Source organism: Nostoc sp. (genome assembly GCF_036917635.1).
GTDB lineage: Bacteria > Cyanobacteriota > Cyanobacteriia > Cyanobacteriales > Nostocaceae > Nostoc.
Map to the genome: position 1 here is coordinate 1 of NZ_JBALCW010000048.1, position 15617 is coordinate 15617.

The 15617-nt window shown below is 41.6% G+C and carries 17 protein-coding genes and 3 pseudogenes; 7 read left to right on the top strand and 13 right to left on the bottom strand.

The features are described from left to right. Window positions 1–77: 77 nt before the first annotated feature. From V7K32_RS13540 to trmB, 10 genes are all read right to left on the bottom strand, one after another. Window positions 78–293, bottom strand: a complete 216-nt coding sequence (locus V7K32_RS13540) for a hypothetical protein (protein WP_334993965.1) — start codon at window positions 291–293, stop codon at window positions 78–80. A 154-nt stretch (window positions 294–447) separates the two neighbouring features. Beyond that, complete coding sequence (locus V7K32_RS13545) at window positions 448–720, bottom strand: hypothetical protein (protein WP_334993967.1); 273 nt, start codon at window positions 718–720, stop codon at window positions 448–450. Window positions 721–746: 26 nt separating this feature from the next. After that, a complete protein-coding gene (locus V7K32_RS13550) occupies window positions 747–1172 on the bottom strand; it encodes a hypothetical protein (RefSeq protein ID WP_334993969.1) in 426 nt (141 codons plus the stop codon). A 13-nt stretch (window positions 1173–1185) separates the two neighbouring features. Then, entirely contained in the window at window positions 1186–1386 is a 201-nt protein-coding gene (locus V7K32_RS13555) for a hypothetical protein (RefSeq protein ID WP_334993971.1), read from the bottom strand. A gap of 1 nt (window position 1387) precedes the next feature. After that, window positions 1388–2650 (bottom strand): nif11-class peptide radical SAM maturase 3, encoded by a 1263-nt coding sequence (locus V7K32_RS13560; protein WP_334993973.1) that lies wholly within the window; start codon window positions 2648–2650, stop codon window positions 1388–1390. Between the two features lie 215 nt (window positions 2651–2865). Further along, complete coding sequence (locus V7K32_RS13565; RefSeq protein ID WP_334993975.1) at window positions 2866–3234, bottom strand: Nif11-like leader peptide family natural product precursor; 369 nt, start codon at window positions 3232–3234, stop codon at window positions 2866–2868. A gap of 403 nt (window positions 3235–3637) precedes the next feature. Beyond that, window positions 3638–4009, bottom strand: a complete 372-nt coding sequence (locus V7K32_RS13570) for a Nif11-like leader peptide family natural product precursor (protein ID WP_334993976.1) — start codon at window positions 4007–4009, stop codon at window positions 3638–3640. Between the two features lie 41 nt (window positions 4010–4050). After that, entirely contained in the window at window positions 4051–4488 is a 438-nt protein-coding gene (locus V7K32_RS13575; RefSeq protein WP_334993978.1) for a nitrogen fixation protein, read from the bottom strand. Window positions 4489–4518: 30 nt separating this feature from the next. Further along, a complete protein-coding gene (locus tag V7K32_RS13580; protein WP_334993980.1) occupies window positions 4519–4779 on the bottom strand; it encodes a hypothetical protein in 261 nt (86 codons plus the stop codon). 431 nt (window positions 4780–5210) lie between these two features. After that, window positions 5211–5882, bottom strand: coding sequence for a tRNA (guanosine(46)-N7)-methyltransferase TrmB (trmB, locus tag V7K32_RS13585; protein WP_334993982.1), 672 nt, complete (start codon window positions 5880–5882; stop codon window positions 5211–5213). 488 nt (window positions 5883–6370) lie between these two features. Between trmB and gyrA the strand changes: the two genes are divergently transcribed. Both gyrA and lnt read left to right on the top strand, forming a co-directional pair. Next, window positions 6371–8995, top strand: coding sequence for a DNA topoisomerase (ATP-hydrolyzing) subunit A (gyrA, locus tag V7K32_RS13590; protein WP_334993984.1), 2625 nt, complete (start codon window positions 6371–6373; stop codon window positions 8993–8995). Next, window positions 8967–10646 (top strand): apolipoprotein N-acyltransferase, encoded by a 1680-nt coding sequence (gene lnt, locus V7K32_RS13595; protein WP_334993986.1) that lies wholly within the window; start codon window positions 8967–8969, stop codon window positions 10644–10646. Before gyrA ends, lnt begins: the two co-directional genes overlap by 29 nt. Window positions 10647–10967: 321 nt before the next feature. Here the strand turns inward: lnt and egtC are convergent, their stop codons facing one another. Continuing rightward, window positions 10968–11810: an ergothioneine biosynthesis protein EgtC gene (gene egtC, locus V7K32_RS13600; protein WP_334993988.1), complete on the bottom strand. Its 843-nt coding sequence runs from the start codon at window positions 11808–11810 to the stop codon at window positions 10968–10970. A gap of 424 nt (window positions 11811–12234) precedes the next feature. On the opposite strand from egtC, the gene V7K32_RS28740 reads away from it, so the two are divergent. The 3 genes from V7K32_RS28740 (at window position 12235) to V7K32_RS13610 (ending at window position 14028) form a co-directional block, all read left to right on the top strand. Beyond that, on the top strand, window positions 12235–12378 hold the full coding sequence (locus tag V7K32_RS28740; protein WP_442938734.1) for an efflux RND transporter permease subunit: 144 nt from the start codon (window positions 12235–12237) through the stop codon (window positions 12376–12378). After that, entirely contained in the window at window positions 12368–12574 is a 207-nt protein-coding gene (locus tag V7K32_RS28745; protein ID WP_442938736.1) for an efflux RND transporter permease subunit, read from the top strand. The genes V7K32_RS28740 and V7K32_RS28745 overlap by 11 nt, the downstream gene beginning before the upstream one ends. Window positions 12575–13077: 503 nt before the next feature. Then, window positions 13078–14028, top strand: coding sequence for a hypothetical protein (locus V7K32_RS13610; protein ID WP_334993991.1), 951 nt, complete (start codon window positions 13078–13080; stop codon window positions 14026–14028). 111 nt (window positions 14029–14139) lie between these two features. Here V7K32_RS13610 and V7K32_RS13615 read toward each other — a convergent pair. Then, a pseudogene (locus V7K32_RS13615) lies at window positions 14140–14292 on the bottom strand (transposase family protein); the annotation flags it as partial. A 206-nt stretch (window positions 14293–14498) separates the two neighbouring features. Further along, window positions 14499–14651, bottom strand: a pseudogene (locus V7K32_RS13620) (transposase family protein); the annotation flags it as partial. Window positions 14652–14871: 220 nt separating this feature from the next. Here V7K32_RS13620 and V7K32_RS13625 point away from each other — a divergent pair. Together V7K32_RS13625 and V7K32_RS28750 are read left to right on the top strand one after the other, a co-directional pair. After that, window positions 14872–15165, top strand: coding sequence for a hypothetical protein (locus V7K32_RS13625; RefSeq protein WP_334993993.1), 294 nt, complete (start codon window positions 14872–14874; stop codon window positions 15163–15165). A 45-nt stretch (window positions 15166–15210) separates the two neighbouring features. Continuing rightward, a pseudogene (locus V7K32_RS28750) lies at window positions 15211–15446 on the top strand (hypothetical protein); the annotation flags it as partial. Between the last annotated feature and the right edge of the window lie 171 nt (window positions 15447–15617).

Here is a 15617-nt window from a genome sequence, read left to right on the forward strand (position 1 = left end):
TAGCTAATGCGACTGCCAAGGTTAATCTTTGTTTTATTCGGTTGATGGTTAAGAGGCTTGCTGCACCTTCTTAGATGTCAAATGGGTTCTATAGTAGGCCCCAAAATAAGTCCTGCTATAATCAATGGGAAAATACCACCTTGGATATCTAGCTCTTTATCAGACAAATTTATCAAGTAACTTTCAAAAGCTTTTTCGGAAGAATTCAGGTCACAGATTGTAATACTAGTCATTTTGAAATGTACTCCTAAGTAAATTTGTTTCTTTTGAGATGAGACTTGTAATTGCGTCATTCCATTACCATCATCTGTTATTAAATCTATTATTTCAAGGTTTAATTCACTAAAGAATGTGCCATAAGTAATACAGTTATATGTTAGCCTATTGTCAATTTTACTAAGCTATTTTTAGGTAAATAAGAATAATCTATCTATTGGAAAAAAGCAGCTAAGTTTTGATAACATATATAAAATATCTATTACATCTGCCATAAAGAAAACTCCGTAATTGCAGACTCAGATATTTCTGTTGCATCTGGGTTGGCATCTTCTGAAAACGCTCAACTACTTCAGATGGTAATTCCAACGGTTTGTAATTTGGATGGTGGATGGAAAAATCAGATTTTATCTCAATTTTCCGAACAATATCTTGCAGAATATCCAGTAATTGCCCAGTTAAACCACCTTCTACCTGAGTTTGAGGATAATTTAATAATTGCATAACTACTTTAGTAATAATAAAATGATTTAAACAGCAGAACTACTCAGGTGAGTTAATTCAACAGCAGCAGTACCAAAGATTGTTGGCATCGATTGTACAGGACGGCTTAATAACGTCTTAGCAACCTGAAGCATGGCAATCCCCATATTGCCAAAAGATTTTTGATAATGCAGCACCTCTGGTAAAAATGAGTGGTAGTTGCCAAGGTTTGGAAATCGTTGTAGAAACTCTTGAATTCGCCACTCACTTAAAAACTCACCAGCCGCTTTCCCTTCATGATTGTATCGTTCTTGCTTAACTAGAAGCTTGCGATCGCCTGGCAAACTCAGTAATAAATTGAAATTCTTGGCTGTAAGTTGTTCTATCTTAATCGGTGGTTGATCGGATTGATTACATAATCCTTTTTTAACCAAATAATCGAAAACATTCTGTGAGTTTAAGATAAATGTCATAGGTCTTAATCAATTAGTTGTAACTTTTGAAAATACTGGCTTCCTTCTCAATGCGGTCTAAAGCCTTCTTTGCTCTAAAAATCAGCCGCAAATAATTTAACTGACTATTCCAAGCTGAACGAGGTAACAGGGTTAGTAAAGGCTCTAACTCACTCTCGGATTGTTCAATGTGAGTAATAGTCGGATCTTGTGGAGGGATAAAATCACTTGACATATTATTTATCTGAATGAGATTGAGAACTAACTAACTCTGGTTCTTGTTTCCAACCTTGTGGCCATTGAATGCGATCGCTAGTAAAATGAAGCGGATCGTTTTCAGGCCAAGGAGCATTTATCAATTCTTCAATTAGCCCAAACTCCCCATTATCAAAGGGGTTTCCGTCCGCCCGACGCTGAAGAAAAACTCGCTCTCGAATACCGTCTTTTTCCTGAGTCAGGGCGCGATGATGACAATAAGGATTATTGCCTCTCTTATCAAAGAAAACGTGAGCAGTCCAACTGCAACCACCTCGACAGAGTTCAGCAAATTCACAAGTTTTGCAAAAACCCCATAAGTGTGATGTTCCTTTAGGAGTATCCGCGCCGAGATTAAACCGTAGTTCTTCGGTTTCTTCAATAATTGTCCGTAGTGAATAATCGCGGATATTACCGCCAGTGTATGCTGTGGTAGGTAGTGAGGGACAACCTTTGATAGCACCATCGGCTTCGATGCCTATAGCAGACAGTCCAGCACTACATCCTTGCCAAAAAGACCAAGCATCTCCTCCTCGCAGTATCCGTTCATAAGGCCCGTAATAGCCAATATTATTTCCTGGCTGTACTTGCACCCCTTCTTGCTTTGCCCGTTCGGCAACACGAGCAATCATCGGATATACATCTAGTAATTCATAAGGTTGCAGCAGAATCTCGCTATTATCTGCTGCATTCCCCATCGGCACAGTCAATTGAATTTGCCAAGCGAAGATGCCGGCGTCGCGCAGATGCTCGTAAATACGAGGAAATTCTGGTGCAGATAGACGATTGATTTGAGTGTTGCAACCGAAGCGAATACCTGCTTCTTTGAGATTGCTCATAGTCTTAAACGCCCATTGCCAAGAGCCTTGTTTACCACGGAGGCGATCGTGAGTTGCTTCTAAGCCATCAACTGAGACAGATACCACTCTAATACCAGCTTCTTTCATCCGGCGTGCTGTGTCGAGAGTGATACCATAACCTCCAGTGGTCATACCGCAAAGCATCCCAGCAGAAGTAATTGCTTGGGCAATCTCCAGCCAATCAGGACGCAGAAATGCTTCACCACCAATTATGGTTACTTCAGTAATTCCCACTTCCGCCATTTGCTTGACTAAATCAAGAGCTTCTGCTTTAGAAAGTTCATTCGCCCTTGGATGACCAGCACGAGAACCGCAGTGCTGACAAGCTAGATTACACTTTAATGTAATTTCCCAAACTGCATAACTAATTCGTCGATAAGTCATTAAAATACCCTCAATTAATTTTTCTATAAAGGGACGAATATATCCCTATCCGTCCCCATAAACCTAACTAGAGCGGCGTAAATAATTCAAGGTTTATAGTCATGACCTTAGTCCTCTCTTCGAGACGCGATCGCGTTCACTACGAACTAATCTCAAAAAAATTACATTACGTAGTCTAGTTTTATTTGTTTTCACGGACTTACTTAAACTGCTATCTAAGCAATATTATCTAACCGAATAACTCCATAAGCAAGCTGATGACCAGGTGGCTTATGCGGAAAATCAATAGGTTCCGAAATAACGCCATATAGCGGCCGTATAATAGGCTTGTTAGTCATTGATGAAACCCCACCAAAAACAGCTTCTAGTTCTTGTTCATTTAAATCCTTGAGTTCATCATCGCCAGCAGTTGACTCCAACAATTGAGCCGTATATTCTTCAAACTCATCCTGGGTGAAATCGTAGCCAGCGGCTTTGACTCTTTCGCTACATTCTTCCTTACTTTTAACGCCTTGAATTTGAGCGCGAAAAGCTTCATCATTGGCTAACTTTGCATAAAATGCTTGAACATTTTCTATGGACATGATTTCCTCCTAAAATTATTGAACTACAGACCTAGCTTTCCTTAACCAAAAATCGGTGTTAAGCTGTTCCACATTTAAATTACATAAGTTAAGCTGGGCGGGCAGGATGCCCACCCCACAAGAGTTATGTTTAACTCGATTATGTAAATTAGATGTTTTTGAACTTACCACTTCAACTGCTAGTTCAGAGGGATTGTAATTATCTGTAATAACTTGCGGGCAACGTATACAAGCTGCCTTGCCTTGCTGCTGCCTCTACCGACAATCTAGGCGTATGGAACAATTATGTAATTTCCCAAAGGGTATAATTAATTCGGCGATAAGTCATTAGAATAGCCTCAATTCATTTATTCAGAAAAGGACAAATATATCCCTATTCGTCCCCATAAAGCTAAACTGTTATCTAAATATTTGACTGAATAACTCCATACAGAGGCTGCACAACAGGTGACTTATGCGGACAATCATCAATAGGTAGCGAAATAACTCCATATAGTGGCCGTGCTACTATAGTATGCTTTGCAGCAATTGATGAAGCCCCACCAAAAACGGCTTCTAGTTCTTGTTCATTTAAATCCTTGAGTTCATCGTCGCCAGCAGTTGACTCCAACAATTGAGCCGTATATTCTTCAAACTCATCCTGGGTGAAATCGTAGCCAGCCGCTTTGACTTTTTGGCTACATTCTTCCTTACTTTTAACGCCTTGAATTTGAGCGCGAAAAGCTTCATCATTTGCTAACTTTGCATAAAATGCTTGAACATTTTCTATGGACATGATTTCCTCCTAAAATTATTTAATTATAGACCTAGCTTTGGTTAACCAAAAATCGGTGTTGCCACCTTAACTGCTAGCTCAGATGCGTTGTAATTATCTGTAATAACTTGCGGACAACGCATACAAGCTGCCTTGCCTTCTTGCTGCCACCACCGACAATCTCGGCGTATGGAACAAGGGGGTAGTTCTTCTGCTACTGGCGCTAACTTTTCTACAATTCGCATTGCTAGACGGCAATCTTGTCCATCAAAATGCTGACAACCTTTAGTAGCACAAGCTGCCGCCGTCCGAAAAATTTCAGCAGGTGTAATTGGACTAGCTTTTGCTATCAGTTCATCAGTGATAGGTAAGGGCTGTTTAAGATAAGTTACACGGGGTTCTGCAACTGTTCCACTGATGATTCCGAAAACCACACTATCCTCAGATTCTGGCCTAGCACTGGGGCAAAGTATAGTTTTATCCACAGCAATATCTTTCATCAATTGAGCCTCCAGTGGAGAGAATCTTTATCAAGATAAGGTGTCACTAGGATTCGGTTCTGCTATGAGTCCTGTAGTAGTAATAGGAGGAATAGCAAATTTACCAAGTATTATGGGATTCAATTTTGATACTCCACCTGCAACGCTTTTTGCTTCTTCGTCAGACATAGCTAACAATGCTTCTTCTGAATCAAAAACTTCGTTCCGACGTGTCACAGCATTTTTCACAGCATCATCAATCAAATCGTTAATTTCAATTTGATTGTTATACTTTCTTTCTTTCGCTTGCATGTTGATTTTACTTTTAATTATTGACGAGTGACTATCTTTTAGGCAATTAGACTAATCAGTGTAATTCCCTAATATTTCCTCATCTTAGGCAAAAAGAAGCTACTTACTCTATATGTTAATAAGTCTAAATTAGACAGAAATAAAACTTTTATGTCACTAAAAAACGATAATTTTTGAGTTATCCCTATTTTTATATAGGGGTATATATCAGTTACTCAAGCTGTGAACTCTCGCACACCAATTAAAATTTGATTTTTCAGGCAATTTCAACGATTAACTAAAACATTTATGTCCCCAAAATATTGCCATCTGATAGAAAATGTCTAATGTCCAGTCACTCTACATCAACTTAAAAAACATAGAAGTTATAAAATGTCAAGATAACAAGCCATCTTTTGCCATAGCGCTAGACGATCGCACTATCACTATAACTACTCCTCATTCACTTCTCGCCTGACAAATAATGCTCGATAAACAGGTTCACCCTTTTTTTGCGTACCTATTTCCCGTTCTGTGGCGACTGGTAGCGGATTTTCTGCTAACCATTCTTCTGTACCCACTTTCTGATAAGCTGGGTGAGCAGCAAAGCGATCGCGCATTTCCACCGCCACAAATTCCATATCTGATTGCAGAAATACAACGGAACCAACCGCAAGATAATTAGCTAATTCTGCTACTAGTTCTGGTTGCACTACACGGCGTTTAGCATGGCGGGTTTTAAACCAAGGATCGGGGAATTGAATTGTAACGCGTTGTAAACTTCCTGGAGGGAGGGAAGATAAAAGCGATGCCTGCGACGGGCTTTGCCTACGCAGTGAGTTATTAACATTGCAAAATAAGTAGTGCAAGTTTGTGAAACCTAATTCAGAACGTAACTTATTGGCCTCCACCACCAGAGGTTCCCGAATTTCTAAGCCGAGAAAATTCCAGTTGGGTTCTATTTTGGCCATATTTACCAAAAACAGTCCTTTAGCGCAGCCAATATCTAAATGTAGCGGTTGATTTGGCTTTGCATAAATTTTTTCCCAATCAAGGGGACTTGCTGGTGTTTGATACTTTTTACCAAGTGGATTAACATGCTGGCGGACTCGGACTGCTGCCAAAATTTTCTCTCCTTTATATAAAAATGCCCTGTTTATTCTGATACAAATTTTTGCGAATGTTCGTTTAATTACATATTGGAAGGCTTTATCCAGTTCTGCCCTTTGTCTAAGTAGAAATAATCAACTATGGTTTAATTTTTCAGACCTTATTTAGTGACAAATCTAATAAATAACGGTTATAAAAGTAAGAGCTATAAAGCCAATTTAGATTGTTGCCTTATAATTTACCCTGTTATCTTTCAATTTAAGTAATTTTGCACTAAGCAATCTTTTCGTTCAATCCTCTTGTTAATTAGGTAGAGCTGATAAAGTGTAAATTATTATACTCTTTTTTACTATATATTTGGGTTAGTTTTCCAGGCAAAGAATAGGCAATATATGCTAGAATTGTATCAAATTATGGGAATTATTCAAGAGCAATTTAGAATAATTTTGCGCTTTGTTGAGTAAACAAGCTAAAATCTACGATTTTTGGAGATTTTTAGGTTATGACAACCTCACAGGAGAGGATTATCCCGATAGACTTGCGAACCGAAATGTCGCAGTCTTATCTGGAATACGCCATGAGCGTGATAGTGGGTCGGGCGTTGCCAGATGCCAGGGATGGTCTAAAACCTGTGCATCGTCGCATTCTCTACGCAATGCACGAGCTAGGTCTGCTCCACGATCGCCCTTTTAAGAAATGCGCCCGTGTGGTGGGGGAAGTGTTGGGTAAATATCACCCCCACGGTGACACAGCAGTATATGATGCTTTGGTGCGGATGGCGCAGGATTTTTCCATGCGATCGCCCCTAGTTAACGGACATGGTAACTTTGGTTCGGTAGACAACGATCCGCCAGCCGCCATGCGGTACACAGAATGCCGCTTACAAGCTTTAACTAGCGCTGGTCTACTGCACGACATCGAGTATGAAACCGTAGATTTTGCCGATAACTTCGACGGTTCTCAGCAAGAACCGACAGTTTTACCGGCGCGGATTCCGCAGTTATTACTCAACGGTTCCTCTGGGATTGCCGTGGGTATGGCAACCAACATTCCGCCGCACAATTTGGGCGAATTGATTGATGCTTTAGTGGCTGTAATCCACAATCCAGAAATCACCGATCTCGAATTAATGCAGTATGTCCACGGCCCCGACTTTCCGACTGGGGCGCAAATTTTGGGGACATCTGCCATTCGAGAAGCTTACACCACCGGGCGTGGTTCCATCACCATGCGTGGTGTCGCTAACATTGAAACCGTTGAACAACGGGGACGGCCAGATAGAGAAGCAATTATCATCACCGAATTGCCCTATCAAACCAATAAAGCGGCGCTGATTGAAAAAATTGCCGAAATGGTGAACGAAAAGCGGCTAGAGGGCATCGCAGATATCCGGGATGAAAGCGATCGCGACGGGATGCGAGTTGTCATTGAACTTAAGCGTGATGCTTATCCTCGCGTCGTTCTAAATAACCTCTACAAGCAAACGCCACTACAAGCCAACTTCGGCGCGAACATGCTGGCATTGGTGAATAGCGAACCCCAAGTACTCACCCTCAAGCAGTTCTTAACCGTCTTCTTGGATTTCCGCATCGAATCCATTGCCAGACGCACCCGCTACGAACTGCGGAAAGCCGAGGAACGCGACCATCTTCTGCAAGGATTATTAATTGCCCTATCCCAATTAGATCCAATTATTGTCTTAATTCGCCATGCTCCCGATGCACCCACAGCTAAAGGCGAGTTGATTACAACTTATGGACTCTCAGAAGTGCAAGCAGATGCGATTTTGCAAATGCAATTGCGGCGGTTGACTGCCTTAGAAGCAGACAAAATTCGTTTGGAACACGAAGAATTACAAGTAAAAATTACTGACTTACAAGATATTTTGGCACGCCGGGAGAGAGTGCTAGAAATCATCGAAACTGAAGTTGGGCAATTAAAAACTAGCTTCGCCACACCCCGCCGCACGGTGATTTTACCAGGGGAAGGGGAACTAGACGATCGCGACCTAATTGCCAATGAAAAAGCGATAATTCTGGTGACAGAGCAAGGCTACATCAAACGGATGCCAGTTAATACCTTTGAAGCTCAAAGCCGTGCTACCAGAGGCAAAGCCGCAGCCAAGGTGAAAGATGATGATACCATTGAGCATTTTTTGACTTGCTGCGATCACGACAGTATTTTATTCTTTAGTGAGCGTGGTGTTGTTTATTGCCTGAGAGCTTATCAAATTCCAGCGAGTTCGCGTACTAGCCGAGGGACACCAATTGTCCAGATGCTACCGATTCCCAAAGAGGAAAAAATCACCTCGATTGTACCTGTTGACGAGTTTAGCACTGAAGAATATCTGGTCATGCTCACCAAGGGCGGCAATATCAAAAAAACCGAATTGGCAGCGTTTAGTCACATTCGCGCCAATGGTTTGATTGCCATTTCCTTAGAAGAAGGCGACCAACTGCGCTGGGTGCGACGCGCTAAAGTAGAGGACAGTGTAATCATTGGTTCTCGGAACGGCATGGCAATTAACTTCCGGTGCAACCACGAACAACTGCGTCCTTTAAGTAGGGCGACTCGTGGGGTGAAAGCCATGAAACTCAAAAATAAAGATGAACTGGTGGGTATGGATATCCTCCCCGCAGCAATTCTTGAAACTTTGGATATAGTTACAGAAGCCGAAATTGAAGATATCGAAACAATCGAAACAATCGAAACAATCGAAACAGAAGATATCGAAATTACCGAAACTAATGAAGAGTCCGCAGAAGTGGCTAGCAGTGGCATTGTTGGGCCTTGGGTGTTGGTAATTACAATGGGAGGATATGGTAAGCGCGTACCCGTTGCCCAATTCCGCCTGCAAAATCGTGCCGGTCAGGGTTTAATGGCAACCAAGTTCAAAAACCGCAAAACTAAAGACAAGTTGGCAACCCTACGGATTGTCAACAATGATGATGATGAAATCATGATGGTGACAAATCGTGGTATTATCATCCGTCAAGCGGTAAATGCGATTTCTATCCAATCGCGATCGGCAACTGGAGTCAGAGTGCAACGTTTAGACGAAGATGACGCTATTACCGGAGTGGCAATAGTTCCACCTGATGCAGAAGAAGCAGAAGAAACAGAGTAAAAAGCAGGGGGAGCAGGAGAAGCAGGGGAAGAGGTTTATCTCTTTACTTCCTTCCTTAATTGCCTTAGCTAGCGGCATTTTAATGGGGCTAACCGTCGCCCCTGTAGGTGCATGGTTCTTGGCTTGGATTGCCCTAGTCCCCTTATGGGTAATAATTCTCACCTCAGCCAAATGCAAAAACCAATGTCCCCCTGCTTTCCTCTGGGGTATCGGTTATCACGGTGTCGCCCTATCTTGGATTACCGGAATTCATCCGATGACATGGTTGGGCGTTCCTTGGTTGCCGAGTTTGGCAATTACCCTTTTTTGTTGGGGATTTATCAGTGTGTTGGGAGGGGTATTCGTTAGTATTTGGGCGGCTGTGATGGTTCGCCTAAACGGACAAAAACCGTGGCTACGTTTACTGATTGGTACAGCCGTCTGGTGCGGCTTAGAGAGTCTGTGGAGTGCGGGGCCTTTGTGGTGGAGTTCTCTTGCTTACACCCAAAGTCCGCACAATCTCGTAATTGTGCATTTGGGGCAACTCTCTGGGCCTAATACTGTGACAGCAGGAATAGTTGGTGTTAATGGGTTAATTGCGGAAGGATGGACGAACCACAGAGACGCAGAGGGCGCAGAGAGAATTTCCTCTGTGTCGCGCCAGTTGCTACAACGGGGGGAACCCCCGCAACGCACTGGCTTCTCTGCGCCTCTGTGGTTCGTTAATAAATACTGGGTTATCGCCACAGGATTATTAATTACTTTACACCTCATCGGTTTTATCTTATACAGCCGTCCGATCGCCCAATTACCAGAAGCAGCCTTGAAAGTGGGGATTGTTCAGGGTAATATCCCGAACCGACTTTTACGAAGTTCTGAAGGGTTTCGTCGCGCCCAAGAAAACTATACCAATGGATATTTAACTTTAGCAGACCAAGGTGTTGATGCAGTCCTCACCCCAGAGGGAGCCTTACCTATTTTCCAGCGTAACTTGATGGAAACTGCTTTAGTCGCAGCCGTGAAGGAGAAAGGTGTAGTTGCTTGGATTGGAGCTTTTGGCGAACGGGGAGATAGTTATACAATTAGCTTGTTTACTTTCAACAGTAAGGGTGAAATTGTCAGCCGCTACGATAAGTCCAAACTAGTACCTTTGGGAGAATATATTCCCTTTGAAGGAATTTTAGGCGGGATAATTCAACGCTTGTCGCCTTTGGAGGCACACCAAGTTCCGGGTTCGGCAAATCAAATATTTGATACTCCTTTTGGTCGTGCGATCGCTAGTATATGTTATGAATCTGCTTTTCCTGAGCAATTTCGCCGTCAAGCTGCTGCGGGTGGGCAATTTATTGTCAGTTCTTCTAACGATGCCCATTACACTGCATCGATGCCATTCCAGCACCATGCACAGGATATCATGCGGGCAATTGAAACTGATAGATGGTCAGCACGGGCAACTAATACAGGATATTCAGGCTTTATAGATCCTCACGGCAGAACCTTGTGGATATCTGGATATAATACTTACGAAACTCATGCTGAAACAATTTATCGACGACAAACGCAGACTTTATATGTGCGTTGGGGTGATTGGTTCACGCCGTTGTTATTGATATCCTCTGGAGGAGCTTGGCTGTTCATTCAACTTGGGCATACTAAGAAAATAAGTGATTAATAATTAACTTTTTTCCCTTATCCAAGGATACTATCTCAAATTACCCATAATAAAATAACCCCACCCCAACCCCTCCCGAAAGCGGGGAGGGGAGACGAAGCATAGCTTTGGGTGTTTGGGGAACTCCTGGTTTAATAAGAAGTAATCAAACGGACATAATATTTAATGAATGCCTGCCTTTAGAGCCAAATTATTAATTTTAGATGCAAGCGATCATTGCTGATAAATCCAAGAGATATAATTTTATTTTTAAACTCTTACCATTATTGGTAAGAGTTATTTTATAACAGTAACCCGCCGCAATGCTTATCTAAACCACAATTAAGCAAATTTCTCCAACAGACTAATTGTTGGCTGTAATGACTGACCTTGAAAACATAGCATACTTTGCTCACCAAAAGCAGTCCAATTTTGGTTAGATAAACGCTCAGAGGCAACAATAACTTGGTCTGGGTGCTTGAGTGCATCACAAGACCAATAAAGAGTAGGCGCTTGTGTGCCGTAAGCGTAGCGAATTGCTGCAATTGCTTGACCATCGGTGACAATTATATTGGCACTAAAGCTGGTGTCGTATTTTGATGCCAACTCAGTCAATTTTTGAACTGTGGCACCTAAGGCTGAGAACAGAGTGCTGTCTGGAGATGACTGCCACATTTCCACTAGCAAAGCGAAGATGTGTTCAGAGTCAGTCATGCCTTTAATCAGGCGGTATGTGGAATCAGAGAGGCTGTCACGGATTGGTCTATAGAGAGTCTGTTGAAAGTTTGAGATTTCGCCATTATGTACAAACAAAAGTTTCCCACTGCGAAATGGCTGACAGTTACTAATGTCGAGCGATTCACCTATCCCAGCTAATCGTGCATAGCCGACAGTACAAGTAGATTGTACATAGTTGCTCAACTCTTCCAGATTCGGATCGTTCCACATCGGGATCGTATTTCGGTAAATAAAGGGTTTACCCACTTCGTCATACCAGCCTACACCCACCCCGTCTGCACAAACTACTCCTGATTTTAATTCAAAAGGGCTGTAACTTTGTTTGTAGAGCGAATGCTCCTGTTTATACAGCAACTCATCTAATAGGATGGGGTTACCAAGGTAGCCAATTAATCTACACATAAAAAAATGACGTTGCTGAAAGAGTAACGAACGAAATTCAGTCACAAGGGGAGCATCCCAATCCAAGCAAATCTACTAAGATAATGGGTCGTTATTGCGAATGAAGCGAAGCGGAATGAAGCAATCGCAAAGTACCGATGTTGGGATTGCAACTCTTAGAGACGCTACGGGAACGCTTCACTACGTTACGCTCGCAATGACAAATTATGTTTTTACAGATTTGGGATGCTCCCGTCAAAAGCCCCGATAGAAATCGAACCTTTGAACTGTGCAATGACTGCGAATCTTTACTAAATTTAACAATTATTTTTTATATTGTGTACGCTTTAACTATGACTAAAGTCATGGTTTTGTTTGCGAATTTTATAAAAATATTTTCTAAAAAAATAGATTAAATAAATTTAGATATAACTAAAGGAAGTAAAAAATATTGCTATTTTATGCATATCATTTATGACAGGATAGCGCATTGAGTGCCTTAGTTTTGCGCGGTTTGGTGAATGATGTCTACGCAAACGTGGCGTTAGTGATGCTGATGGGGCTAGCGTCAAAGAAGGCGATTTTGATGGTCGAGTTTGCAAGTCAAGCCCTTGAAGATAGGCGTGACAATTAGACAAGCAGCCATAACCGCAGCGCAAGAAAGGTTTCGACCGATTGTGATGACTTCAAGGGCCTCATTGCTGGGATTTTTTCCCCTCGTAATCACCACCGGAGTCGGTTCTGCCTCGCGCTGGTCGTTAGGAACAGCCTTATTTGGCGGGTTACTCGTAGCAACAATTCTGAGTTTGCTGATTGTTCCAGTGCTATAACCGTCTTAGACACTGATCTGTTAGTGCAAGACATTATTATTTCAAAATACTTCCCTACAAAACAACATTCTACTGAGGTGGAAAAAGTGGGATTGCCCTAGCTTTGCAGAAAAATTTATGCTCCCGCTACCCTTGCTCAAAAACAAATTCCAATACGAATATGATAAGCAAACTATATCAGGCGGATCTTGAAAGGTTTCTGTTGAATGCGATATTTATAATATAGGGTTTTCACCCTTTTACTCTCTCATAAATAGGTTATTTTTGTATAATTTAATATCATTAATTCCACTACTCCTATGTAAGCTATGAAATTTCACGTATGGCTTAAGAGGATAAAAAAAGCTGGAAAACATTAGAGAGTTACTAATTGCAGCATTTGTAATGAATTTTATTACTAAGGATGGATGATTTTCAGTTCAACAAACTCGTATTTAATATTACAAATAGTGAAATACTAAATTTGTAGGTAATTAATTTTCCTGCGCTACCAAGGAGTAATAATGGTTTTAAGTCAATATCAACGTGCTGTAGGCGTATTTACTCATCGTCGAGATGCAGAACAGGCACTACATGAGTTGAGAGATTCTGGCTTGGCGATGGAAAAAGTATCTGTAGTTGTACAGAATACAGACCGCAATTATGAGATTGGCGATCGTGAAATAGGTGATAAATCCGACGAAGGCGCAACATTAGGAGGGCTTTCAGGGGGCGCTGTCGGTGGGTTGACTGGTTTATTAGTAGGTTTAGGCACTTTAGCAATCCCTGGAGTTGGGCCAATAATGCTGGCTGGGGCAGCTGCAACTGCTTTGGTTACAACCCTTGTAGGGGCAAGCATAGGTGCAGCTACTGGGACTTTTGCCGGTGCATTAGTTGGTTGGGGAATATCGGAAGAGCAAGCTAGAGCATATAACCAGCGAGTAGAGGTTGGACACTATTTAATAATCGTAGATTGTACATCTTTTGAAATAGCTAAAGTAGAAGTAATTCTTCTGCGTTGGGGTATTGAAGAGTTTGGCATTTACGAGCATCTCAACAGTGAACAGGCAACTACAAATTATCTGACCACCACCACTTCTGCTACTGCTATTGCTAATAAAAGTGGGATTTTAACCAAATATGCTGTTAGTGACTTTAATAACATAGATAATGTTGAAGCTGCAATTAATGATATGTGTGCCGCAGGTTTTCCAGTAAACCAGATTTCCATAATTTGCAAAGACTTTTCTCAATTTAAAGGGTCAACAGCCGTTAATTTAACTGAGCGATTTGACGCTATGAGGCTAGGAATAGGAGATGAGTGGGCACGCTTTTACAACGAGCAAATTGAGCAAGGCAATTACATACTCATTGTTAGTGGCACAGACAATGAGCTTGATTACGTTAGCTCTATTTTGGGTAATTGCGGGGTTCAAGAAATTGAAATTTATGACCCAATGTTAATTCGTTCCTAAAAGCGAGTACCGGAAAACTTAATAATGAAACACCCAAATGGCTGATCTGGAAGGATTATTGTCCTTTCGATGGGTTTGGGTTTGCTCTGAATATTCATCTTTAACCTAATGTATTGATTTCATCCAATCAATAAAACATGACTCGAGTTGTTGAGGATTTATTTGTGCAAAAACTCGTGCAAATGTATCGTGGGACGGAATGCCATTCGGTAATTCTAAAAATGTTTTTAACCACTCATATTTTGCACAACCATAAGTCTCTACGGGAGCTAGGCGAAAAAGTGAGATCATCGTGAAAAGAGCTTCGGATGCAGGGGGAGCAGGGGGAGTGAAGAGAAGATTTTAGTATTTTTTACTACCGAAATAGTCTTAAATACATTTATTTCCTTCTCTCCCCCTGCCTCCCCTGCCTCCCCTGCTCCCGAAGCCTCAAGAGCTTCCCTACCTCACTGTTAGAGCATTGCTCCCGTCTCTACTGCCACCCAGCCATCCGTGCCACAAATCACTGCACAGATAACAATCGTCATTATATCGATTAAGTTATGCCGCTTCGTGCGATCTATTCGTGGGTCTTCTATCACTGCAAAATGGTCAGCAATTGTGATTTTTTGCTTTAGCTTCATAGAGAGGAGGATAAGAGTGTAATTCTTCTTTAGAGCTTCTATGAGAATATCACGTTCTTTAATGGCAACCGTCGGTTGCATCTAATCCACCCTCATAATGATTATTATTCCTTTGAAAACTGATGTTTAATTTTTTGAAAGTACTATGAGGTAAGCTTCTTGTCCATTCTACTTTTATCTATGCTCATCAATATTTAGATGCGTTTGCCCTGAGTCTTTGATGCGACTCAACAACCAAAAGCATACCAATGCTGCCGAGGCTGATATTCGAGAATATGTTACTCGATGCAAGATAAGTGGTGGTACTCGACATGATGATGGTCGTCGCGCCCGTGATACATTTACAGGTCTCAAGAAGACCTGTCGCAAGCTTGCTTATTCGTTTTGGCAATACTTAATCTCCCGCTTGAAGGGAGATGAGAGTATTCCCTACCTACCTGATGTGATTCGAGCAAAGGCAGCTTCAAAGAATGAAGTATTTTCAATCCCTATAGAAGCAACTATTCTCACCTAACTCAGAATTATTTGCTCATTTTTGCAGCGCTTATTGAGAAGTTACCAAATTTGTTCTATTGGTTCTGGTGCGATTGAATCTACTGTTAAACAGATTGACCGTCGAACTAAAATTTCTGGTGCACAATGGAATATTAAGAATGTTCCTTAAGTGCTTGCTCACCGTTGCGCTTATCTTAATGGATTAATCTTTGCTCGCTAAATAAAAACTGGCATGCTCCCGTATGGAACGGTTTAGGCATGGGTTCGATATCAATAATTGTTCGAGCAACTTACATTTGAGCAGGTAATTTCTGTTTCCTCTTACAATTTTATTTTAGAAGCGCTTTTCTATGCAGCTTCATATTAAATTGGTATTACTAAATTCATGATAAACAAAAACCTCCGAGCTGTGATGTGAGCTTGGAGGTATTGTTTGAATTAAAAATCCTGGCATCGAGCTATTTTTGCGTA

Coding starts and splice junctions, on each gene's coding strand:
- V7K32_RS13540 (WP_334993965.1), bottom strand. CDS start 293: ATGACGCAATTACAAGTCTCATCTCAAAAGAAACAAATTTACTTAGGA.
- V7K32_RS13545 (WP_334993967.1), bottom strand. CDS start 720: ATGCAATTATTAAATTATCCTCAAACTCAGGTAGAAGGTGGTTTAACT.
- V7K32_RS13550 (WP_334993969.1), bottom strand. CDS start 1,172: ATGACATTTATCTTAAACTCACAGAATGTTTTCGATTATTTGGTTAAA.
- V7K32_RS13555 (WP_334993971.1), bottom strand. CDS start 1,386: ATGTCAAGTGATTTTATCCCTCCACAAGATCCGACTATTACTCACATT.
- V7K32_RS13560 (WP_334993973.1), bottom strand. CDS start 2,650: ATGACTTATCGACGAATTAGTTATGCAGTTTGGGAAATTACATTAAAG.
- V7K32_RS13565 (WP_334993975.1), bottom strand. CDS start 3,234: ATGTCCATAGAAAATGTTCAAGCATTTTATGCAAAGTTAGCCAATGAT.
- V7K32_RS13570 (WP_334993976.1), bottom strand. CDS start 4,009: ATGTCCATAGAAAATGTTCAAGCATTTTATGCAAAGTTAGCAAATGAT.
- V7K32_RS13575 (WP_334993978.1), bottom strand. CDS start 4,488: ATGAAAGATATTGCTGTGGATAAAACTATACTTTGCCCCAGTGCTAGG.
- V7K32_RS13580 (WP_334993980.1), bottom strand. CDS start 4,779: ATGCAAGCGAAAGAAAGAAAGTATAACAATCAAATTGAAATTAACGAT.
- gyrA (WP_334993984.1), top strand. CDS start 6,371: ATGACAACCTCACAGGAGAGGATTATCCCGATAGACTTGCGAACCGAA.
- lnt (WP_334993986.1), top strand. CDS start 8,967: ATGCAGAAGAAGCAGAAGAAACAGAGTAAAAAGCAGGGGGAGCAGGAG.
- V7K32_RS13610 (WP_334993991.1), top strand. CDS start 13,078: ATGGTTTTAAGTCAATATCAACGTGCTGTAGGCGTATTTACTCATCGT.
- V7K32_RS13625 (WP_334993993.1), top strand. CDS start 14,872: ATGCGACTCAACAACCAAAAGCATACCAATGCTGCCGAGGCTGATATT.